This is a genomic window from Hymenobacter arizonensis, assembly GCF_900115775.1.
Lineage (GTDB): Bacteria > Bacteroidota > Bacteroidia > Cytophagales > Hymenobacteraceae > Hymenobacter > Hymenobacter arizonensis.
Genome location: NZ_FOXS01000004.1, coordinates 45,177 through 68,016, shown reverse-complemented (window position 1 = coordinate 68,016; position 22,840 = coordinate 45,177). Strand labels below are relative to the sequence as shown.

Here is a 22,840-nt window from a genome sequence, read left to right as displayed (position 1 = left end):
GCGCGCTACAGCAGCAGCGGCAGCTCATACAGTGCCATAGACAGCGGCACCAGCGGCACGGCTGCGCCTGGGGCGGTTGCCTGCACGCCAGCCCAGAGCTCCCCAAAGGTGCGGGCCTTTTTTACCTGGGCCAGCAGGGCCGGCGCGGGCAGGCCGAGCCGGGCTGCCACGGAGGCTAGCACCTCGTCCCAGTGCGCGGGGCGGGCGGCCCAATACGTGCGGAGCTGGCGCCGCAACCGCCACAAAGCCGCCAGCTGGCGCGGGCTTTCCACGTGGGGCTCGCGGTGCTGTCGGCTCATCTTCAGCCATTCGCACAGCTGCCACGACAAGCCCACTTCTACCCGGCCCTGCCGACGGGCCGAGGTGAGCACCTGCACATGCGGGCTGTGGCGCACCGATAAATCGTGCTGCCGCAGGGCCTGGCACAAGGCTTCATCTTCCAGAAACCGCACTTCGGGCAGGCCGCCTACCTGGCGATAGGCGCGGGTGGTAAGGGCCAGGCTAGCGCCAAAATGTTGGTGGTGTCGCGGCCAAGGGTCGGCCGGGTTGGGGTCCAGCGCGTGTTCGAGACGGGCACACAGCAGGCGGTAAGCCGTGTCGCGCACGTGAATGCGGCGCAACGGCAACAAGGCAGGCTCGGTGATTTCGGTGAAGATGCGGCCGCCCACGGCATCGGCTCCCGCCCCGATTTCGGCTTGGATGGCGGCCAGCCATGTGGGCGCTACGTGCGTGTCGGCGTCGGTGCTGGCAATGATGCTGATGGCAGGGCCTGCTTGCTCCAGGCGTGCACAGGCCTCGTCCATTAGCAGGCGGCGGGCACAGCCCACGTGGGCCTTGGCCGTGGGCAGGGCCAGCTCGGCCACGTGCAGCACCAGTTCTGGAAAACCAGCGGCCTGCTGGCGCACGGTGGCTGCGGTGGCGTCGGTGCAGTTGTTGGCCAGCACAATTACTTCAAAGCTGTCAGGGGGCAGGGGGTGGCCGTGCAAGTCCGTCTGCGCGGCCAAGGCAGCCAGCGAGGCCGGCAGGTTGGTGGCCTCGTTCTTGGCTGGGATGATGACGCTGGTCAGTAGCCCAGCGCGGGGCGGCGGCAACTGCTGGTGCAGCAGCTTGGCGTAGCGGCTCCGGCGCGGCACCACGGGTAGCTTGGCCAGCGGAATAATTGCAACTGAAGCAGTGGCCTCGTGAGAACCGAGAAAGCGAGCAGGCGTAGCGTGGTCCATTACCGCTTTATACGTCAGGCAATAGCAAACGATAGTGTTCAGCTTACCCTACAGCTTCACTTTTTTGTGTATCCTGAACCGTGGAATTGTCCTTTTGTTCTAAGAACCAAGGGATTTAAATCACTGACTCACCCGCAATATTTCCTGCGCAATCAATCTCAGCTTAACTCATGGCTGCACCGAACGTGGAGCCCCCGCATCAGAGGCCTTAGCACACGCATACAGCAAGCAGCTGACTAGCGCCCCACCCACCTCACCGGGCACAAAAAAACCCTCCTGCAAAGCAGAAGGGTTTTTTTTATTGGCTTGAGCCAAGTAGCACCGCTTAGAATGCTTCGCCAATGGCAAACAGGAGGCCCGGGGCACTGCCCGTGCCCCAAGCGTAGTCGAAACGCAGGTTCACCCGGTCGCGCTCGATGAAGTGAAAGCGAATGCCCGCCCCGCCGGCATACTTGGTATCGCGCAGCTCAAACTTGTCGATGTAGTTGTTCACGTTGCCGACGCCGCCGAAAACGGCCCCGTCGAAGCGCCAGAACAATTTCTGGCGAATTTCAGCCTGAAACATCACCATCTGCCGGTCGCGGAAGCGCTGCTCGTAGATGCCGCGCAGCAGGTTGGCATTGTTGTAGAGCGTGCCGCCGAGGTTGGCGCCTATGCCGGCCAACTCCCGAAACGGCACGTCGCCGGTATGGAACTGCCCCAGGAACTGCGCCGCCAGAATGGTGCGATTTGACCCCAGGGGCTGAAAGTGGCGGGCGTCGAACTGATAGCGCACAAAACGGTAGTCAGACCCCAGCCCCGTGCCGTTGAACGTCACGCCAAAGTCGAGCAGGTCGCCCCGGAACGCCGCCAAAGGCACGTCGCGGGTGTCGTAGGTAATAACCGGACCCAGGCCCGACACGCGAGTGTTCTGCCGCTCGCGGGCCGTGATGCGCGGGTCGCGCTGAAACACGCTGGGGGCCTTTTCGTCGGTGGTAAGGGCAGGGAAGCTGATGTCCGTAACGTTGGTGAGGCGGTACTGAGCACCAAAAAACACCTTGGGCACAATCTGCTTCTGCAGCCGCTGGTTGATGATTAAGAGCTTGTACTCCGTCTGCGACTCGTTGGCGCTGGTGGCTTTGGGCCCCGTGCCGTAGTAGTTCAGCAAAATATCGTAGGCGCTGAGTTCACCGTTGAGGTAGAATTTCTCGCCGGGCGTGTAGACCGTGTGCACCAGCTGCAGCAGCGACTGGCCCTTTTGAGTGGTCCAGTACTGCACACGGGCGTTGGAGGGGCGGGTGAGGGTGTCTTCGGAAAAGCGGCCGCTCAGCAGCCCGCCTATGCCGTAGCCGAGCCCGGTTTCGGCCTGGTAAAACAATACCGGAATGGGGAGCAGGGTCAGGCGGCCGTTCTTGCCAATTTGCCCGAACGATTTTGGAGCTCGGACCGGAGCACCCAGCGGCGCCAAACCGGGAGGGGGAGTTGGGGTCACCACTGCGTAAACGGAATCGGAGGGCCCGGCCGGCTGGGCAGCAGCGGTGAAAGTCAGCCCGGCAAATACCAGGGCTGCGAGGATAAAGCGCATGTGTAGAGGAGTAAAAATCTTTGAGTTGAGCTAACAACGGATTCTCCCCTGCCACGGTTGGAATACACGGCAAAACTCATCTACAAATTCGCCGCTTGGGCCCGAACCGGTGGGCTAGTCTACGCGGAGGCGCTTCACTACGTGCCCGCGGCCCAGGTGCTCGGCCACAAGCTCAGCCGCGTCGGCGGGGCGCACATTGCCATACACCGTGCCTTCGGGGTACACAATGAGGGCGGCACCGGGGCCCTTTTTGCACTGCTTGCAAATGTCCAGGCAGTTGCAGGTTTGCACCCGCACCCGCTGGCGTTCGCCGCCGGTCAGCAGTTTTTTCAGGCCCTGTACTTTTAGCTCCTTCTTCAGGGACTTGGCCACGGCCTCCCCTACTCCGGATTTCTGATTAATGCACACAAAGAGACGACGGTCGTGGTCCATAGATAGAGTGGTGGTGAGCGGCCGGCGCTGGCGTAGTGCTGGTGTGAAGCCGGGCGCTGAGCCCGCTAGCCGTTGGCCCACTGGCCGTTCACCATCATTTTACGCCGTGCCAGTGCCGGTTTTGCAGCTTATACGCGGCCAGCTCCCGGTTCGACCACAGGGTTTGGTACACTTTCTGGTCATGTAGCAGCTGCGGGTCTTCTTCCATGAGCCCAAGCAACTCTTGCAGCAATTCGGCCGCCTCTTCCTTCAGGAAGTAGTACATCCAGTTGTCGAGGCGGCGCACACTCACGAGGCCCGCGTTTTTTAAGTACGATAATTGCCGACTGGTTTTGGTCTGGGTAAAGTCGAGCACTTGCTCTAAGTCGGCCACCACCATTTCGCGGTTGCGCCACAGCAGATGCAGGATGCGCACCCGGCTTTCGTCGCCCAACGATTTAAAAAGTTGCTGCCCAAAAGCAACCGTGAAATGTTTCAAGCGCATCTGCTGTATAAGAAGGGTGCAAAGCCCTTCGGTTTTCCTTTCGCCAAAGTTACAATCGGCCCCGAACCCGGCGTCGTATATTTGTACAACCACCTGTTGAACATGCCTGACCTCTTGCGCCTTCGTCGCTTCTCTTTGTTTTTTGCCGTGGCCCTGTTGGGCGTGCTGCTCCTGGCAGCCCCTTCGGCGCACGCCCAGGGCAAGCGTAAGGTGATACAGTTCACCGGCATTGTGGCCAGCGGCGACAGCCTGCTGGGCGTGCCCGGCGCCACCATTTACGTGCCCAAGGCCGGCCGCGGCACGTCGTCCAACGCCTACGGCTACTTCTCGATGGCCGTGCTGGCCGGCGACAGCATCGTGATTCGCTCGCTGGGCTACGCCAACCAAACCATCGTCATTCCGCCCGATTTCCAACGCCAGAGCTACTCCGTCATCATTCAGCTGCAGGAAGATGCCACCATGCTGGGCGAGGTTCGGGTATTTCCCTACACCACCGAGCGCGACTTCAAAAAAGCCTTCCTGGCCTTGCGCCTGCCCACCGAAAAGGGCACCGCTGCCGCCGACAACCTAAACGAGCAGCTCATGCGCCGCATCTTCAACTCGCAGCCCATGGGCCCGACGGCAAATTTTCGGCAAACCATGCAGCAGCAGCAACTTGAATATGACCGCCGCCAAGGCATGGGCCCCAGCCAATACTCCAACAACCCGCTGCTCAATCCCTTCAGCTGGCTACAGTTGATTCAGCAGGTAAAAAAAGGCGAGTTCAAGAAGAAGGACAACGACGATTAATAGGTCCCGGCCGCTCGCAAATGGCCCTGGCAGCCGGCCCCAAACGCGGGCTAGCGGCAACATATTGAAGGCTTTCCGGGTAAAGTAAGGGTTAACTCTAGCTTTATCCCATGGATACCAACCTTCCCGTTTCGGCTAACCCGCGCGTGGTCATTATTGGCTGCGGTTTTGGCGGCCTGCGCCTGGCCCAGTCCCTGCGCAATGCTCCCGTGCAGGTGGTCGTGGTCGACCGTAATAACTACCACAACTTTCAGCCCCTGCTTTACCAGGTGGCCACCGGTGCCCTCGAGGCCGGCAGCATTGCCTACCCCATTCGCAAAATTTTTGCGGGTCGGAAGAATTTTTACTACCGCATGGCCGACGTGCAGCGGGTCGACCCGGCCAGCAACACGGTGGTCACCAGCGTCGGCAACATCCGCTACGATTACCTAGTGCTAGCCACGGGCTCGCTCACCAATTTCTTCGGCCTGGAAAGCATCGAGCGCAACGCCATGCAGATTAAGAGCATCCCGAATGCCCTGAACCTGCGGAGCTTCATTTTCCAGAACTTCGAGAAGGCGCTCCTGATGGAGAACCCGAACGAACGGCAGGCTCTCATGAACATCGTGGTGGTGGGCGGCGGCCCCACGGGCGTCGAAATCAGCGGCTCGCTGGCCGAGATGCGCAAGCACGTGCTGCCCAAAGACTACCCCGAGCTGGATTTGCGGTCGATGCAGATTTTTCTGGTTGAAGCCGGCCCTGCCCTACTCGGGCCCATGTCGGAAGCCTCGCAGTCCGATGCCAAGCGCTACCTCGACGAGCTGGGTGTGAAGGTGATGCTCAACACCTCCATCAAAAACTTTGAAAACTGTCGGGCCTACTACTCCGATACGGAATACATTCCGACCGAAAACCTGGTCTGGGCCGCCGGCGTGAACGGCGCCGAAGTGCCCGGCCTGCCCGCCGAAGTGGTGACCCGCAACAAGCGCGTGACCGTGAATCGCTGGAACCAGGTAGAAGGCCACGCCAACATCTTCGCCATCGGCGACCTGGCCAACATGGTAACCGAAGACATGCCCCGCGGTATGCCCATGCTGGCACCCGTAGCCCAGCAGCAAGCCGACCAACTGGGCGAAAACCTGATGCGCCTGCTGCGCGGCGAAACTCCCAAAGACTTTGTGTACAAAAACAAAGGCTCCATGGCCATTGTGAGCCGCAACAAAGCCGTGGTCGACCTGCCCGGCAACGTGCACTTCAATGGCATTCTGGGCTGGGCAACCTGGCTATTTGTTCACTTGATGACGCTGGTGGGCTTCCGCAACAAAGTGGTGGCTTTCGTGGACTGGGCCTTCAGCTACTTCAGTACCGACCAAGCCCTGCGGCTCATCATTCGCCCCTTCAGCCGCCGCGACATGAAAGACGACAAAGGCAAGAAGCGAGACGAGCATCGCACCTCTACGCCGGAGTATAACCCCACGCCGCCGGCTATTCAGGCCGAGGCGGAAAGCAGAGCCTAGCTTTCAGGCTACTGCCGGGCACATTCCCTAGGGCGCAGCCCTAAAACAAAAGGCCCCGTTGCTTGCAAGCAACGGGGCCTTTTGTTTTAGGGCTGCCTTCAGTTCATGCTGAGGGCATTTTTAATTCGGACAGGTAGCAAGCTTAATCCATCGGACCATCTACGGGCCCCGCCACCACCACTTTCATAGTGGCCGGCGACAAGTACTCCCGCGCCAGCTCCCGTAGGGTTTCGGCATCGGCAGCTTCGGTCTGCTGCATGAAATCGGTGTAGTAGCTCTCTGGCAGGCCCATGAAGACCAACGTCTTGTACTTGTCGCACTGCTCAAACACCGTAGATAGCTCGTTAGCAAACTTGCCCAATAGGTAGTTCTTCACCGTTTCCAACTCCTCAGCCGGAATCAGCTCTTCCTGCAGGCGGCGCATTTCCATTTCGATTTCGCTCACGGTGAAGTCGGCGCTTTCGCCCTTCACGTCGGTACCGATAATGAGGTTGGCCCCAAGCTCGCGGGGCGCCACGCTGGCGTAAATTCCGTAGGTCAAGCCCTTGTCTTCGCGAATGTTACGCATCAGGCGAGAGCCGAAATACCCGCCGAATACGTTCACCAGCAGCTTGAGGCGGTGGGTATCGGGGTGGGTGGGCGCGGGCCAGCTGCGGCCCATGCGCACGGAAGCCTGCAGGCTGCCTGCCACCACCACGCGGCTGGGGAGCACTACCGCTTCCCCACTAGGAATACCGGCTAGGCCAGCGGCCGGTGAGGCAATGAGCTGCTGGGCGCCAGATGGCACCACGCTAAACGCGGCGGCCACCAACTCGCGCTCGGCCGCTACATCGCCACACAGAAACACTTCGGCATTGCCAAAAGCGTACGCGGCCTGATGAAAAAGCTTCGCCTCATCGGCCGTCAGGGCCTGGTACGCGTCGCTGTCGAAGGGCCGGCCATACGGCGTTTCGGAGCCAAAGAGCAGCTCATTGAACCGCTCGGAGGCCAGGAAGCTGGTTTTCTGCCGCTCCACGCGCACGTTCTGAATGGTGCGGGTTTTGAGCTGCTGCAGCTCGGCTTCGGGAAAGGCCGGGTGGGTGAGCACGTCGGTCACCAGCGGCAGCAGGGCGGGCAGGTGCCGGGTCAGGCAATAAAGGGTGAGCGTGGAGCGGTCGTAGCCAGCGTCGCACTCCAGCGAGGCGCCGTAGAAGGCCACCTCATCGGCAATTTGGCGGGCGGTGCGGGTGGTGGTGCCCTCCAGCAGCATTCGGGCCGTGAGGGAAGCCAGGCCGGACTTGTGTTCGGTAGTTTTGCCGGCCCGGAACACCACTTGCAGGCGCACCACGGGCTGGGCAGCGTTGGCAAGCACGTGCAGGCGGGCACCGCTGGGCAGGTTAGATACGTCGGCCGCGGGCAGCGTTACGCGGGCCAGCGGCTGAACGGGAGGAGCGACGGTACGGTCGAGCATAATGTTGATTGAGTGAGTAGCCCAGGCGTTGATTGTTGACGCCTTGAGGCAGGTACTATAAAGAAAATCATGCTGAACGCCTCGAAGCAGAATTGCCGCTTCGAGGCGTTCAGCATGACGTTGTTCGGGCAGCAGCAGGGCTAAGCCCCTGGCTGCTTAGTTGGTAGGCAAGTCGCCGCTGGTGCCACCGGCCCCGCCTTCGTCGAAGGCTTCGGCCAGCTTGTTCAGGTTGAAGTGCAGGGATATCCGAATGGTTTGGGCCAACGGGTTATTCTGCGAGTTGTTGCCGGTAGGCACCAGGTAAGTGCCGTCGATGCCGAACACCTGATAGCGGACGCCCAAGCCCAAGCTCACGTACTGGCGGTCGCCTTTGTCGGGCGCTTCGTAGAAGTAGCCACCGCGGGCATACAGCAGGTCGTTGTAGTTGTACTCGATGCCGGTCGAGAGGTTGATTTCGCGCAGCTCTTCTTTGAAACCACCGGGAGCGTCGTTGAACGAACCCAACATGGCGCTCACAATGGGTTTGTTAGCAATTTCGCGGTTGCGGGCAACGATACGCGGGTCGTTGCGCAACACGCCCGGCTCGTAGTACGGCGATGGCACCAGCAGCTTGGTAGCATCGAATACCAGCGTGATTTTGTTGTACTGGTCAATCTCGCGGGTCAGGGCCGTGCCCAGTTTCAGCGAGGTTGGCAGGAAGCTGGGGTTTTCGGCGTCGTTATAGGTTATCTTATTGCCGATGTTGGTGATGGAGGCGCCGAAAGCCAGGTTGTACAAGCCCGTGCCAATGGTGGCATCCTTTGAGTAGTAAGCGCCCAAGTCGACGGCGGCCGCGTTGCCGGGGCGGGCGTCGTTGCCGTTCACCGTGCCCACAAGGTTGGAGCGGATGTACCGGGCCGAGATGCCCACGCCGAAGTTATCGGTGAGCTGCTGGCCGTAGGAAACCGTGAGGGCATATTCCTTGGGGCTAAACGAGCCAGCGGGCAAGTTGCCGCCGGTGCGGTAATCAATGGTACCGAGGTCAAAATACATCAGCGAAGCACCCAGAGCCGAGCGCTGGCCAATTTTGCCGTAGCCCGAGAGGTACGACAAACTCATGTCGTCGGTGATGTTGCGCAGCCACGGCGAGTACGAAGCCGAGGCCCCGTATTTATAGGGCACAAACCCCAGCTTACCCGCGTTGAAAAACCCCGAGTTAGCATCGGGCGAAGTAGCAACGCCCGCCTCGCCCAGGGCCGAAGCACGCGCATCGGGGCTGAGGGTGAGGATGGGAACGGCCGTGGTGATGACACCTTGATTTTGTTCGGATTGGGCATGCGACGTGGCTGCAACAGCCAGCAAGCCACCTAACAGAAACAGCCGCGAACGGGAAAAGAGTGAGTGCATATAAGAGGGAAAGAAGACCCTACCGGGCCCGGGCACAAATAAAAGCGGATTAATTGAGGATGACGAGCTTTTCGTATTTCGAAGCGGTGCTGCCGTTTTGCTGCGAGCGCACGCTCAGCCGGTACACGTAAACGCCGCGAGCCAGCTGGTCATTGTATTCGTCGCGGCCATTCCACGAAATACTGCGCTGGTGCGACTCGGTGCTGGGCACGGTGGCCGTGAGCGTGCGCACCAAATGACCGGCCACGGTAAATATCTGCACTTGCACGTCCAGGTTGCCGGGTTCGCCGCCCGCCTGGTTGTGGTCGAAGAAGAACGTAGTGGAGGTGGCAAACGGATTGGGGTAGTTCAGCACGTGGGTGAGGGCCAGCTTTTCGTTGGTGGCCACAATGAATTCGATGTCCTGCTCCGCCGAATTGTTGTGCGTGTCCCAGGCTTTCAGGCGCAACGTATGCGGTCCGGTAGCCAGGTCCTTAAACAAGTTATCGACCTTGCCCGCCCGAAAGTCCCCTACGTTGGTCACGTACTTATCGTTGAGTACAATAAGCTTAGTGGGGTCGTTGTCGAGCACGGCCGTGATGTCGTGACCAATGCCGGCGCCCGTGGTGTTGATGCCGCTGTCGTCGCTGAGCTGCGCCAGCAGCGTGGTGGTTTGGCCGGTGAGCCCCCCGAACACGAACGATTCGTGGTCCATGGAAAGCTTGATGGTCGGCGGAATCGTGTCCTTTTCCGCGTTCAGGGCCACCCCACCCACTTGCTTGCGCTGGTAGCCGTTGGCATCAACGCGGTTGGTGCCGTCGAAAGCGTAGAGGCTGATTTTGCCGAAGCCCGCGTTGTAGTTGATGTCCTTGGGCACCACGAAGGTCAGGTTGAACTCGCCATTCCTGACCTCGGCCAGTCCGCTGTAAATCACGTTTTCCTGAACCACCACGGGCCGGGGCGCGTCTCTTGGCCGACGAACGGGGTCGAACTCATTGCCTAGGGTCATTACGGTGGTGGGCTTGTCGTATATCGTAACCTGGGCGCGGCCGGTGAAAGCCGTATTCGTCGCGCTGTTGTTCAGCACCCGGCCCTTCATGCGCACCCGGGCCAGGGCCTGCAGGGTATCTACTTGAACCCAGGCGCCCGCCACGCGGGTCTGCACACTATCTAGGGTCACGGTTTGCTTGGGGTAGGCCAGCGTCATGCTGGGGTCGCCGAGCAGCACGTAGTTGCGGTTGTTGATAATACCTGGCTGGCCCGCGCCAGGGTAATCGTTTTTGCTCAGCATAATGGCCGTGCCGATGCTTGGCATGCGGCCATTGTAGGGGCGCAGCACGCGGTTGAAATACGCCTGGTTCAGGCCGGCGTTGGCGCCAGCATCCACCACGCGGGTCGTGGTGAATAGGCCTACCGCGCCGCCGGTTGGGTTGTCGGTTAATGACTCCTCCCCTGCCGAGTTGAAGTCGGGGTTGTCATAAGTGCTAAAGTCGCAGGTGCCCGTGGTGAAGAAGGTGAGGTTGTTGGGATTGCGCAAAGCCTTAACCGAAGCATTTGTCACAATTTGCTCGTCGGACAAGCTTAGGGGCCCTCCGTGTCCCAGATAGTTAACAATCAGCGAGCCCTGCTCTACCGCCTCCTCAACGGCCCGCTTGGCGGCTGGCGAGCGCTGGCCCGCTGCCACCACCACCTGCGGATACAAGTCCATGTAAACCTTGTGCACATTGTAAACCGGATGGTTGGTTTCGATAATGCTAGCAATGGGTTCCGAGCCTTCGCCCACAAACAAGTCATTGTCACCATCGTCAGACACCAGCGTAATGCGATTGCGCCATTTTCCGAAAGCGGCAGATGCATCGTAGCTAATGAGTTTGTCCACCAGTAGCTTGGCCTGCTGCGTATTGCTTCGCCCTTCCTTGCCTTTGGGGGTGCGTACCGGCAAGCGGCCCACCCCAATGTCGAGCAGCTCGGTGCCGGTCTGCAGTTCGTTCCACTCGCCTTCGTCGTCGTCCAGCAAGCCGTAGTAGTCGTCGGAAGAATAGCTGGCTCGGCCAAAAGCTCCGTCGGGGTAAAAAGGTGCCAGCGACTCCCGCGACTCGTAGGTGGGCACGTAGTTCTGGTTGAAGGCGTCGAAGTCGGGGTCATTCTGGAAAGGCGTCCGCTCCTTCCACCAGGCCGGCTGGAAGGCCTTGTTATTGAAGGGGTCCGATTTATAGTCGAACGACGCATCGCCGAACAGCAACAGCTGCATTTGCTTGCCGGCCGGGGCCCGGTCGTAGAGCTGCTTCATCAGGTCGCGAATGGCCGTCACGTCCTGCCCACCCGAACTGTACTCGTTGTAGACCTCGGAGGTCGTGACCACGGCCACGCGCATGTTGTCGTTTTGGGCGCGGTGGTTGGCCAGCCGCTGCGCTTCGGCCCTGAACGTTGGGTAGGTCACAATTACCAGGTCGACCAGCGCGTTGGGGTTGCTGTTCAGGGCGTGCAGGTTCTGGTTGGCCACTTTGCCAAAGGCGCGCGGGCGGTTGTTGAGCGGCCCCGTGGGCAGAAAGGCCACGTACTCGCGCAGGGTATCGGCCGGCGCCACAAAGCTGGCCGTGCTGCCCGCCATCACCAGGGGCCGCGCCTCGGGCCGGCGGGGGTTGGTCACGTCCCACACCACGGCGCCGGTGGCGTTGGTTAGCTCAAAGCGGTGCTGGGCCTGGGGGCCGGTGCTGGCCAGCGAGCGAAACTCAAGCTGCGCGTTGCTCAGCCGCAGCTGTCGCTGGGCGTTGATTTCCAGGTAGTCGAGGTAGCCGGCGCCCTTCGGGTCGCCGCTATTAAAGGTCATACCTACCCTCAGCTCACTGCCTGGATTGGCCAGCGCAACTTGCCTAGTGCTGGTGTTCACGGTGGCAATGGCGCCGTATTCGTAGGCGGGTCGGGCATTGAGCGACTGAGCGCCCATCGACGTGCCATTTAGCGTGAACTGAAACGTACTGGCCGTAACGGCCTGAGCTACCAGCGAGGCCGTAACCCGAATCGGAGCATTTGGAACCAGGTCGGGGACGTCGCCAAATGTAAATCCCTTCGGCGTGCCGCCGTTGGCAAAGCTTTCGCCTACCCAGTTGCGGCCCGAGTGCAGCAGGTTAGCCAGGTCATGCTCATAGAATGCCCGGTAGTTGAAAGTGGTGATGGTGGCCGAATTGCTGCCAGCGGTTAGCGCGGCTGCGGTAGGCACCCGGCGGCCGGGCGCGTTCTTCACCGTCACGAAGTAGTAAGCAGTGTCGGTGTAAATGTTGTTGCGGTGCCGAAACAGGCCGCCCTGCGCTTCCCAAGTGTGGGCACCTGGCGAATAAAACAAAAAGTACTCGTTGTCTTCAAACACGTTGTTGCCATCGCCCACAAACAGCACGTTGTTCTCGGTCAGGTCGTCGGGGCGAGGGGCGGCGTTGGCCTGGGGCAAGATGCCCATGGCGTTGCCGTACACCTGCAGGTTGTTGGGGTTGATGCCGTCCAGGCTTCTGACGCCCATAATGTCCAGCAGCGCCGTTTTGTCGAGTTTGTAGATGCCGCTTTCGGCCACGCCCATCTTATACCAGTCGCCCGTAGCCAGCACCGATGCGCTGGCATGGGTGCGCGCCGCGGCCGCGCGCCGGGCTGCTACCGGCCCCGAAGCAGGAGCGTAGCGGTAGTCAAATGACATTAGCCGTTCGGGCTGGCCGGTTTGGGGGTTGCGGCGCACCGGGCGCACACTCAGGTGAGTTATCACCTGCTTCATTTCGGTGCCCGACTTAAGCACGGGCTCGGGGCCAGCGGGCAATTTGCTGGCATCGAAAAGCTTTGCATCGGCCGCCGAAAACGGCTCATACACCAGGTTGCTGAGCTCGCCTTGCGTGGCTGGGCCACTCAGGCGCATGCTGAACCAGCCCACTTGGTCGTCCATCGCCTGAATGGCTTCGTTGAAAGTGGGCACTCGCTGCTTGCGCGAGTTCGTGGTGGGCACCGTTGCGTAGCCGCCCCATTTAATGGTGCCATGGGCCACATTGGGCCCTCCGGTTTGTGCTTGTGCCGGTGCGGCCCTTCCTATTATCAATCCCGTAATAAAAACGAAGAGGAAAAAAGGACGCATACACTCCATGTTTTATTAAGCCCGCCTCCTGCGCTACCGCCCAGCATTACAATGCACCGAAACAGCACAGCCCGGCAGCGGGTTCATCTGGCCGCCGCTTCTTAACAGCCAAATAATATATTTATTGTGATTTCAAAGCTGCCTTCATCAGCGGGCGGCGGTTTTGGGCACCGACAGCAGCACGTAGAGCAGCACCACCAGCGGAACTGCGGCAGCTTGCAATGCTAGCAATAATCCTGCCGCCAGCAGCAAAAACATAAACCGACGCCGGTTATCGGCCCAGCGTAAGTTTTTAAATTTCAGGGCAAACAGCGGAAGCTCGGCCACCAGCAGCCCCGAGAGCAGCACCGTGAGCCCGAGCAATACCAGAGGGTTGAGAATAAAGCCACCCAGGCTAAACTGGTCGTTGGCCAGAATGAGGGGCAGCGAGGCCACCACCAGCGTGCAGGCCGGCGTGGGCAGGCCAATGAACGAGGTAGTCTGGCGGGTATCGTTGTTGAACTTGGCTAGGCGCAAGGCCGAGAAAATGCTAACCGTGAACCCGGCGTAGGGCAACCATTGCAGGGTGCTGTCGGCAAGTCCCCCCTGGTCGGCCGTGAGCAGCTTAAACATAATGGCTCCTGGCACTACTCCAAACGACACCATGTCGGCCAACGAGTCCAAGTCCTTACCGATGGCCGACGACACGCGCAGGGCGCGGGCCACTAGTCCGTCGGCGAAGTCAGCCACGGCCGCAGCCGCCACAAACCAGGCCCCCAGTTCCAGCCGTCCGTCAAAAATAAAGTTCAGCGCCAGGCAGCCGCACAGCAGGTTCAGGCAGGTGATGGCGTTGGGCAGGTGTCTTTTCATTTAACAATTATCATGTAACACTTAACATTCAACCGCTTCGCGGACAGCTCATTTATGTTCATCAAGCAGTCACTTTGCGCAAAGCGCGCACCTGATGACCTGATAAATGACAAATGCTACTTGTTAAATGAGGTAAGGAACGGGTTGCCGCGGCGCTCCTCCCCCACCGTGGTGGCGGGGCCGTGGCCGGGGTACACCACGGTAGCGTCGGGCAGGGTCATCAGCTCGGTTTCGATGCTGTGCAGCAGCGTGGCGTGGTCGCCCCCGGGCAAATCGGTGCGGCCAATGCTGCGCTGAAACAGCACATCGCCGCCAATGACCACGGACGTAGGCTCGTGGTAGAACACCACGTGGCCCGGTGCGTGGCCCGGCGCAAAGCGCACCTCCAGCTCGGTTTCGCCGAAGCGCACGGGCTGGCCGGCCACCAATTCTCCGGTGGGCTCGGCGGGCTGGTACTGTGGAAAGCCGTAGTTGGCGGCGTAGGTGGGCACGGCGCGCAGCGTGGGCAGGTCGAAGCGGTGCAGCAAAAACGGGATGCCGGGCCAGGTAGTGAGCACAAACTGGTTGCCGAGCACGTGGTCGATGTGGGCGTGGGTATTCAAGAGCAGTACTACCTGCAAGCCGTTGGAGGCCACGTATTGGCGCAGTGCCTGCTGCTCGGCCACTTCGTAGCAGCCGGGGTCTACGATGGCGCACTGACGGGTAGTCTCGTCAATGAGCAGGTAGGTATTTTCGGAAAAAGCATTGAAGGTAAAACCGGCGACAGTCATGCGAAATAGAGTCTCTGAGCAATGCGGAAAGGTACGACGCGCTGATTAATGAAGAATTAAGGAGTAAGAATAGAGCTTTTTGAATGCCAAAGGCGTGCGCTCTCGTGCGTCCTTATTTAAGCGTAGCATTTCTTACCTTGCCAGTCATGACAGACTGTGACTTTTTGGTAGTGGGCCACGGCATTGCGGGCGCTACCCTGGCCTACGTGCTGCGGCAGCGGGGCCACCAAGTGCTGGTGTACGACCCGGGGCAGGCCAATTCGGCCTCCAACGTGGCTGCCGGGCTCATGAATCCTGTGGCCGGCAAGCGCTTTGCCCTCACGTGGCGCGGGGCCGAGCTGCTGCCGTTCGCGGCCGAGTTCTACCGCGAGCTGGAGCAGCGCTTTGGTCAGGAGTTTTTTGTCGAGACACCTATTTTTAAGCTATTCAGCTCCGTAGAAGAGCAGAATGCCGTGCTGGCCCGCAGCGCCGACAACCCTTGGGAGCATTTTGTGGCAGGCTTCGAAACCGCCGACCCGGCCCTACCGGGCGTGCACGGGCCCTTCGGCGGCGCCTGGCTGCAGCACGGCGGGCACGTGGCCGTGCGCGAGCTGCTGGCCGCGCTGGCCGGCGAAGGCACCCGCGACGGCTGGCTGCGTGCCGAAACCTTCGATTGGAGCCGCCTCAGTACCGACGCAGACGGAGCCACTTACGCCGGGCAGGTGCGGGCGCGCCACGTCGTTTGCTGCGAAGGCGCGGCGGCCGTACGCAACCCGTACTTCAGCTGGCTGCCCCTCACGCCCAACCAAGGCGAGGTGCTGGACGTGGAATGCGCCGGATTGAGCACGGCGCAGGTCCTCAATCGGGGGGCCTACGTGGTGCCGGTGGGCGCTGCCCGGTTTCGGGTGGGGGCCACGTACCGGTGGCCACCGTTTGCCGATGGTGTTACTGCCGTGGGCCGCGAGGAGTTGGCAGCTAGGTTGTCGGTTATCACCGACTTGCCGTTTGCCGTGGTAGGCCAGCGGGCCGGTGTGCGGCCCGCCGTGCGCGACCGCCGGCCGCTGCTAGGGCCACACCCTACGGTGCCATCGCTAAGCTTTTGCGGCGGCTACGGTTCCAAGGGCGTGATGCTGGCTCCGCGGCTGGCCGTGCTGCTGGCCGACTGGCTGGAAGGCCGGGCCGAAATATGGCCCGACACCAGCCTGCAGCGCTACAACGCCCTGCAACCCATTAGCGTAAGCTGAGTACAAGTGGCGACCGGCCCGGCAGGTTGTATTGCGGTTTACAAACTATCTGATGCGCCCTGGAACAAATTTGCGTTAATTGCCTTTACTTCAGCACGCCCGGACCACTCAGCTCACGGATGAGGCTCTGGTAGGAAACTCGAAAAAAATCAGCGTTTCAGCGGACTAACTCTCGTCTTTGCTCGTTGCCTCTTCTATGACCATTCCACTATTCGCGAAGCGCACGCTGGGGGCTCTGGCGCTGCTCTACCCGTTGCTTTTCACGCCGGAGGCGCGGGCTCAGACGGCCCAGGAGCCGTTTGGGCGGGTACGTATTCAGCACAAGGAGTTTCGGTGGCAGCAGCTCAGCACACAAAACTTTAACGTGATGTACTACCAGGGCGGCGAGCCCAGCGCCCGCCGGGCGGCCGAGTACGCCGAAAAGGAGCTGCAGCGCATCACGGCCCTGATTGGGTACTACCCCTATTCCAAAACCACCATGTTGTTCTACAACTCGGTGGGCGACCTGCGGCAGAGCAACATTGGCCTCACGGCCACGCAGCAGCAGATAAATGGCGGCGAAACCCCACTGGCCCGCATGAGCAAGGTGCAAATCGCCTTCACCGGACAGGAAACCGACTTCAAGCGCGAGCTCAGCACCCAGATTACGGAAGTGCTGCTGAACGACATGATGTACGGTGGCTCGCTGAAAGAAGTACTGCAAAGCAGCTACTTGCTGCAGCTGCCCGACTGGTTTATTGGCGGGGCAGCGGCCTACGCGGCCGAGGGCTGGAGCGTGGACATGGACGGCTTCATGCGCGACATGAGCAAGCAGCACCCCACCGGCAACCGCACCGCGCCATTTTTCCTCCGCAACTCCACCCTGGCCGGCCAGAGCGTATGGAACTACGTGGCCGAGCGCTACGGCTACACCACTATTCAAAACATTCTCAACCTGACGCGCATCACGCGCGACGTGGAAGTGGGCATCAGCTCCTCGCTGAACGTGCCGTACAAAGTGTTTTTGAAAGACTGGCTCACCTACTACCGCGAACTGAACGGCCAACCCGTAGCCACATTGGTGGAGCCGGACAAGAAATTCCGGCAGAGTGGCCGCAACCGCCACGCCGACGTGTTTTCGCAGCCCATCCTCAGCCCCAACGGGCAGCAGGTGGCCTACGCCCAAAACGAACAGGGCCGCTACCGCGTGATGGTCATGAACCGCGACGGCTCGCGCCGCCACATCATCAGCCGCGGCGGGCACAAAACTCCTGACCAGCAAGTGGAAACCCGCCTGCCCGTGCTGGCCTGGCGCGGCAACGGCCAAGTGGCCATGGCTGAAATGCGGCGCGGCGAAATGGCCCTGCGCCTACGCGACGCCAATGGCAACGGATTGGTGAACCGGGTGCGCGAAGCCATTCGCTTTTCGCGGCCAACTTCCTTGTTTGGCGCCTACGACCAAGTGCTGAGCATGAGCTACTCACCCGACGGCAAAGCGTTGGTGTATAGCGCCGTTCGCAACGGCCAGAACGACATTTACCTCCTCCGCGCCGGCAGCCGCAAGCCCGAACAGCTCACCAATGACTTGTTCGATGATGTGCAGCCCGTGTTTCTGCCCGGTGGCAAGGGCCTCGTGTTTAGCTCCAACCGCTACCTCGACTCAGCAGGCCAGGCCCGGCCCGCAACGTTCCAGAACGTGGTGAACAACTATGACCTGTTCATGTACCACCTCGACGGCCGGACTACGCCCGTGGAAACCTTGGTGAGCACCATCTCGAACGAAACCCGGCCCCGGGCCATTTCCGACGACGAGATTATGTACCTGGGCGAAGAAAGCGGCGTGCGGGCCGTATACCGCTATTCGCTGACGACGAAGGAGCGCACCCTGCTCACCAACTGGCTGCCCAACACGCAGGACTTCGATTACAATACCCAAACGTCGTCGCTGGTGTTTGTGGCACCGGCGCAGTCCCGCGACATCTTGTACGTTTACCCTACCTACCCGCTGCCCACGGCGCTGCCCCTCGCCAAAACGGCCCGCCAGCAGACTCTGGAAGACCGTTCGGCGCCGCCCCGCGCCGCTGCTCCGAGGCCCGCTCCCAAGCCGGCACCAGTGCCGACGTCTCCGCTGGTATCGGATACTGCAGTGCCTACCGACTCTGCTGCCGCGCCTGTTGCACCTACCACGGCGGCTGCGCCCGCGCCCGCTACGCCTACTGAGCCCAGCAAAACAGTTAATACCAGCGACTATCAGTTTGAGGAAGACGAACCCATACAGCCTTCTCAAACGAAGCGCCGGCGCCTGACGCCGACTGCCGCCTCGGAGGCAGCGCAAGCCAAAGCCGATGCCCCCTCGCTCACGGGCCCTTTCCGCTACGACACCCGCTTCATGGCCGACAACGTGTCTACGGCCCTGCTCATGGACCCGCTGCTGGGCTTGGGCCTGCAGTTCCGGGCGGCTCTCACCGATGTACTGGAAAACCAACGCATTGACGCCAGCTTGTTTGGCTTGTTTGATTTGCGCACCAGCAATATTCGGGTCTCCTACACCAACCTGACCAAGCGCTACGACTGGGGCGTGGCCTACCAGAAGCAGGCTTACTTCTTCGACATTGAGCGGAACCGTTTCCGCTACGGCCGCCACGAGGTAGCACCCACCATTGCCTACCCCCTCACGCACAACCTGAGCGTGCGCGGAGGCCCCCGCTACGTGAACATCTCCCGCACGCTGCTCGGCGACGTGTCGACCGAAAACGACGAAAACTTCAACTACCTCGGCTACCACGGCGAAATCGTTTTTGACAACAGCCTCACCACCGGCGTGAACATGGTGACCGGCACCCGCATGAAGGCGAGCGTTCAGCAGCAAAAAAGCCTCGACGACAGAGGCCTGAACTTCGGCAAGTTCGTGGTCGACCTGCGACACTACCAGAAAATCAGCCGTTCCATCACATGGGCCAGCCGGGCCAGCTACGGGCAGTTTTTTGGCCCGCGCCCGCAGCTGTTCCGCTTGGGCGGCATGGACAACTGGCTGAACGCCGGCTACGAAGGCAGCCGCTTCCCGGAAAACTTCTCGGCGCCCGACCAGATTTTCAATCAGGAGTTCGTTACCAACCTGCGGGGCTTCGACTACGGCGCCCGCAGCGGCCCGCGCTACCTGGTGTTCAACACGGAGCTGCGCTTTCCCATTGTGCAGTATTTCGCCCGCAAGCCCATTTACTCCGGCTTCTTCCGCAACCTGCAGCTCACCGGCTTTGCCGATGCCGGCACGGCCTACTCGGGCTCCAGTCCTTTTGGCGTCGACAACTCGGCCAATACCGAACAGGTAATCCTCGGCGGCAACTTCTTCTCTGCCACTGTAATCAACTTCCGCAACCCCTTCCTGGTGGGCTACGGCGTGGGGGCCCGCACCACTCTCCTCGGCTTCTATGGCAAGGTAGACGTGGCCTGGGGCCAGGAAGACTATGTAACCCGCGGCCCGAAGTTCTACTTCACACTGGGCTACGACTTCTAAGCCCAAGCTAAGCCCAAAGTCCTTAGCGCCACCGGAATCATCCGGTGGCGCTTTTTTTGGCGGTTGCCGCAGCAATCCATGTTTCAGCTTGGCATTGGCGCTGGCGGCCTGGCTGGGCTTGAGTTCTCCGCTCATCACTTATTCACTCACCGTTTCAGGCGGGTTCGGTCGTATCTTTGCGGCCCGAAACCACCCCCTTGCCTGTGCCCTTGCTTCGCGAAATCACCACTCTGTTAGCCAAAGACTTCCGCCTGGAATGGCGGCAGAAGTCGGCGCTGGGTGGGTTGCTGTTGTACGTGGGCAGCACGGTGTTTGTGTGCTTTCTGAGCTTCAGCCTGCGGGGCGGCCAGCCCCCGGCCCCAGCCTGGAACGCGCTGTTCTGGGTTATTCTGTTGTTTGCAGCCATCAATGCCGTGGCTAAGGGCTTCATGCAGGAAAGCCCCGGCCAGCGCCTCTACTACTATACGCTGGTGCGGCCCCAGGCCGTTATACTGGCCAAAATGCTCTACAACGCCCTGCTCCTGGTAGCGGTGGCGCTTCTAGGCCTGTTTCTCTACACGGTTTTCCTCGGCAATCCCATTCAGGATACGCCGCTGTTTTTGGCCAATCTGCTGCTGGGCGCCGTGGGGTTTGCCACCACGCTCACGCTGGTGTCGGGCATTGCGGCCAAAGCCGGCGGCAACGGCGCTACCCTCATGGCCATTCTCGGCTTCCCGGTGATGGTGCCCATGCTGCTATTGCTCATCAAAGTGAGCAAAAATGCCCTCGACGGGCTCGACCGTAGCGTAAGCGACCAATCCCTGCTCACGCTGCTGGCCCTGAACCTATTGGTTGGAGCGCTGTCCTATGTGTTGTTTCCTTATCTGTGGCGCGGCTAGCGCACCGCGTCCAATGCATTGATTTTCTTATGAATAGTGCAAGAATTATTGGCAGTGTACTCGGAGTGCTATTCACCGTGCTGGGCGTGTGGGGCGGCCAGCGCCTGATTGAGCAGCGCAGCTCGGGCTGGCTCTGGAAAGCGGCAACGGCCGTCTTGCTCATCGGTGCTTCCGTGGCGGGCGTGTTGGTGAGCGTGCCGGCCCTACCCATTGTGAACGAGAGCATTCGCAACCTGTTTTTCCACGTGCCCATGTGGTTTTCCATGCTCATGGTGCTCATGGTGTCGGTGTGGTACTCCATCCGGTATTTGCGCAATCCCTCGGAGCGGCTCGATGTGCTGGCCCACGAGTCGGCCAAGACGGGCATCGTGCTGGGCATGCTGGGCCTAGCCACCGGCAGCCTGTGGGCTCGGTTTACCTGGGGAGCCTGGTGGACGCCCGACCCGCGCCTGAACGGTGCAGCTGTGGCCATGCTCATCTACGGCGCCTACCTGGTGCTGCGCGGCTCCTTCCGCGACGAGCAGCAACGGGCCCGGGTATCGGCCATTTACAACATCTTCGCTTTTGCGGCCGTGGTGCCGCTGCTATTCATTTTGCCCCGCCTCAGCGGGCCGTCGCTGCACCCCGGCCAAACCGGCAACCCCGGGTTCAATCAGTACGACCTCGACGACACCATGCGGAAGGTGTTTTACCCCGCCGTTATCGGCTGGATTTTGTTTGCCTTCTGGCTCACCCAGGTTAGCAGCCGCTTTGCTTTCCTGCAATTGAAACACGATGAAAACTAGTTCTTTCCAGCGCCTGGCTGGCTTCTTTCTGCTGCTCTTGCCCCTGCTCTTTTCCGCTACGGGCGCCTTTGCCCAGTCGGGTGCCGACCCCGAGATGGCCGATGCCCTCCGGGCCAACGGCAAAATCTACGTGGTGGTGGCAGTGGTCGGGCTGATTGTGGCCGGCCTGATACTTTACCTCATCACTCTCGACCGCAAGGTCAGTAAGCTGGAGCAACAAATAAAAAAATAGTTGGGCACCCAACCCCTGCGCAAGCTGTTGTAATTTAGAAGTAGTAGCGATTCCCCTCGCGCTGTTCACCCCGCCTCGATTACGTTCCTCCTATGAAGAAGTCGCACCTTTTCGTCATGGCCATCATTGCGGTGGCCGCCGCCATCATCCTTAGCACCACCGCCGATGCCAGCGTGTACGTCGGCTTTGGCGAAGCCCGACTGCGGGCCGCCGAAGGCAACAATACTAAAGTGCACGTAGTGGGCAAGTTGCCGCGCGACGAGCAAAAGCGCCCGATTGGTTTGGAGTACAACCCAACCAAGGACGCCAGCTATTTTAGCTTTACGCTGATTGATACCCTTCAAGTGGCTCAGCGCGTGGTGTATCTTGAGCCCAAGCCTCAGGACTTCGATGCGTCAGAACAAGTTGTAATCACCGGCCAAATGAAAGGCGAAGTATTTCTGGCCGATAAAATCCTGCTGAAGTGCCCCAGTAAGTACGTGAAGAAGGACTTGGACGGAGCCACTGCTTCCGTGCAATAATCGTTGACAACCGCGCATTTGATAGGGCCCGCCGCTGAAACGACATTTCGCTTCTGGCACTGCGCGCTCTTTCAACTGCTTTTACTGGCGGCCCTTGTGCCCATGGCCGCGGCCCAGGTGGCCAACGACAACATTGAAAACCGCCGGGTGCTGCGCCTGGAAGAGGTTGTTACCTCCAGCACCACGGGCTGCACCGTGCAGCGCGGCTGCGTTGATGAACGCCTGACGGACAAATGTATTCAGTACCATAACGACCAGTGGTTTGAGTTTAGGCCAGCAAATACGGGCCGCTATTTCATCAACATTGGGGGCCAGAAATGCCGCGACGTGCGCGGCGTGCAGTTGGTGGTTCTCACCGGCCAACCCTGCCAGCCGGCCACGTATCAGGTGCTCAGCTGCACCTCGCTTGGCACGCAGGACGATGTGTTTGTGACACTGGATTCGTTGCGCGCCGGCCAGCCCTATCTCCTCAACGTGGATGGGTACCTAAAAGACTTCTGCCAGTTTACCCTGCAAGTGAGCGGGCGGGCCATGGGCATGCCGGTTAGTTATTTCCCACCCAGCCCCACCCGCGTGCTGCCCACCGCCAGCCAGCTTATTGAGCTGCGCTGGACGCTGCCCGATTCGCTGGCTTCCACTCCTGCTTTCCGGATTATGCGGCGCGAAGTGCATGAGTACCGCAGCACCGAGGTGCAGCTCGTGCCCGTGCAACGCGACACCTACGGCCAGGCGGCTACCGACTATGCAGTGACGGACACCCTCCCCGGGCCGGGCGTGTATGACTACCAGGTGGTGACGGCTAAGGGCGAGGCCGGGCCGGCGCCAGTCCGCCTTCGCCAATGGTGGTATGCCTACGGCCCCAATGCCGCTATGCCCAGCGCCACCGCGCTGCCCAACGCCGAGGTGCTGGAGTTGCCACTGGCCAAATACCCCCGCAACTCCCGCCTTTCTGTCGTCATCACCAACCCTGTGAGCGGACAAGTGTTATTATCTCGACAGCTTGTCAAAGAGTCCACCAACCGCAGGCAGGGCCAGGTGCCGGTACGCAAGTGGCGGCAAGCTGGCATAAAAAATATTGCCGTTGCCATCACTTGTCACCCCGTGCGTGGTCACTTTTTCACCGACCAGTTGTTATTAAGTCTGCCAGCTCCGGCGGCGGTGCGGTAAATTTGCCTGAT

18 protein-coding genes are annotated in these 22,840 nt (G+C 60.6%); 9 read left to right on the top strand and 9 right to left on the bottom strand.

The window, feature by feature from the left end; genetic code table 11:
- Positions 1–5 precede the first annotated feature (5 nt).
- The 4 genes from BMZ66_RS14750 to BMZ66_RS14735 all read right to left on the bottom strand — a co-directional run bounded on the left by BMZ66_RS14750 (position 6) and on the right by BMZ66_RS14735 (position 3,700).
- The gene (locus BMZ66_RS14750) at positions 6–1,220 is read right to left on the bottom strand and encodes a glycosyltransferase family 2 protein (RefSeq protein ID WP_092675074.1); all 1,215 of its coding nucleotides are present in this window, start codon (positions 1,218–1,220) and stop codon (positions 6–8) included.
- A gap of 325 nt (positions 1,221–1,545) precedes the next feature.
- Positions 1,546–2,784: a BamA/TamA family outer membrane protein gene (locus tag BMZ66_RS14745; RefSeq protein ID WP_092675071.1), complete on the bottom strand. Its 1,239-nt coding sequence runs from the start codon at positions 2,782–2,784 to the stop codon at positions 1,546–1,548.
- Positions 2,785–2,898: 114 nt separating this feature from the next.
- Positions 2,899–3,216: a (2Fe-2S) ferredoxin domain-containing protein gene (locus BMZ66_RS14740; protein WP_092675068.1), complete on the bottom strand. Its 318-nt coding sequence runs from the start codon at positions 3,214–3,216 to the stop codon at positions 2,899–2,901.
- Between the two features lie 94 nt (positions 3,217–3,310).
- Positions 3,311–3,700, bottom strand: a complete 390-nt coding sequence (locus BMZ66_RS14735; RefSeq protein ID WP_092676109.1) for an ArsR/SmtB family transcription factor — start codon at positions 3,698–3,700, stop codon at positions 3,311–3,313.
- Positions 3,701–3,802: 102 nt separating this feature from the next.
- Between BMZ66_RS14735 and BMZ66_RS14730 the strand changes: the two genes are divergently transcribed.
- Entirely contained in the window at positions 3,803–4,489 is a 687-nt protein-coding gene (locus BMZ66_RS14730; RefSeq protein ID WP_177204740.1) for a carboxypeptidase-like regulatory domain-containing protein, read from the top strand.
- 110 nt (positions 4,490–4,599) lie between these two features.
- On the top strand, positions 4,600–5,985 hold the full coding sequence (locus tag BMZ66_RS14725; RefSeq protein WP_092675062.1) for an NAD(P)/FAD-dependent oxidoreductase: 1,386 nt from the start codon (positions 4,600–4,602) through the stop codon (positions 5,983–5,985).
- 142 nt (positions 5,986–6,127) lie between these two features.
- On the opposite strand, the gene BMZ66_RS14720 is transcribed toward BMZ66_RS14725, so the two are convergent.
- The 5 genes from BMZ66_RS14720 to BMZ66_RS14700 form a co-directional block, all read right to left on the bottom strand.
- Positions 6,128–7,435 (bottom strand): M16 family metallopeptidase, encoded by a 1,308-nt coding sequence (locus BMZ66_RS14720; RefSeq protein WP_092675059.1) that lies wholly within the window; start codon positions 7,433–7,435, stop codon positions 6,128–6,130.
- A gap of 156 nt (positions 7,436–7,591) precedes the next feature.
- Complete coding sequence (gene porV, locus BMZ66_RS14715; protein ID WP_092675056.1) at positions 7,592–8,821, bottom strand: type IX secretion system outer membrane channel protein PorV; 1,230 nt, start codon at positions 8,819–8,821, stop codon at positions 7,592–7,594.
- Between the two features lie 49 nt (positions 8,822–8,870).
- Positions 8,871–12,911 carry a type IX secretion system sortase PorU gene (gene porU, locus BMZ66_RS14710; RefSeq protein WP_177204739.1) on the bottom strand — a complete coding sequence of 1,347 codons (4,041 nt, stop codon included), beginning with the start codon at positions 12,909–12,911 and terminating at the stop codon, positions 8,871–8,873.
- A 147-nt stretch (positions 12,912–13,058) separates the two neighbouring features.
- Entirely contained in the window at positions 13,059–13,760 is a 702-nt protein-coding gene (locus BMZ66_RS14705) for a CDP-alcohol phosphatidyltransferase family protein (protein WP_092675050.1), read from the bottom strand.
- A 116-nt stretch (positions 13,761–13,876) separates the two neighbouring features.
- Positions 13,877–14,530: an MBL fold metallo-hydrolase gene (locus BMZ66_RS14700; RefSeq protein WP_092675046.1), complete on the bottom strand. Its 654-nt coding sequence runs from the start codon at positions 14,528–14,530 to the stop codon at positions 13,877–13,879.
- 146 nt (positions 14,531–14,676) lie between these two features.
- On the opposite strand from BMZ66_RS14700, the gene BMZ66_RS14695 reads away from it, so the two are divergent.
- The 7 genes from BMZ66_RS14695 to BMZ66_RS14665 all read left to right on the top strand — a co-directional run bounded on the left by BMZ66_RS14695 (position 14,677) and on the right by BMZ66_RS14665 (position 22,829).
- Positions 14,677–15,753, top strand: a complete 1,077-nt coding sequence (locus BMZ66_RS14695; RefSeq protein WP_177204738.1) for an NAD(P)/FAD-dependent oxidoreductase — start codon at positions 14,677–14,679, stop codon at positions 15,751–15,753.
- A gap of 196 nt (positions 15,754–15,949) precedes the next feature.
- The gene (locus tag BMZ66_RS14690; RefSeq protein WP_092675040.1) at positions 15,950–19,246 is read left to right on the top strand and encodes a PD40 domain-containing protein; all 3,297 of its coding nucleotides are present in this window, start codon (positions 15,950–15,952) and stop codon (positions 19,244–19,246) included.
- Between the two features lie 209 nt (positions 19,247–19,455).
- Complete coding sequence (locus tag BMZ66_RS14685) at positions 19,456–20,124, top strand: heme exporter protein CcmB (RefSeq protein WP_092676106.1); 669 nt, start codon at positions 19,456–19,458, stop codon at positions 20,122–20,124.
- A gap of 29 nt (positions 20,125–20,153) precedes the next feature.
- Entirely contained in the window at positions 20,154–20,909 is a 756-nt protein-coding gene (ccsA, locus tag BMZ66_RS14680; RefSeq protein ID WP_092675037.1) for a cytochrome c biogenesis protein CcsA, read from the top strand.
- A complete protein-coding gene (locus BMZ66_RS14675; protein ID WP_092675033.1) occupies positions 20,899–21,141 on the top strand; it encodes a CcmD family protein in 243 nt (80 codons plus the stop codon). Before ccsA ends, BMZ66_RS14675 begins: the two co-directional genes overlap by 11 nt.
- A 92-nt stretch (positions 21,142–21,233) precedes the next feature.
- Positions 21,234–21,662 carry a cytochrome c maturation protein CcmE domain-containing protein gene (locus BMZ66_RS14670; protein ID WP_092675029.1) on the top strand — a complete coding sequence of 143 codons (429 nt, stop codon included), beginning with the start codon at positions 21,234–21,236 and terminating at the stop codon, positions 21,660–21,662.
- A 102-nt stretch (positions 21,663–21,764) separates the two neighbouring features.
- Complete coding sequence (locus BMZ66_RS14665; RefSeq protein WP_092675026.1) at positions 21,765–22,829, top strand: hypothetical protein; 1,065 nt, start codon at positions 21,765–21,767, stop codon at positions 22,827–22,829.
- Positions 22,830–22,840: the final 11 nt, after the last annotated feature.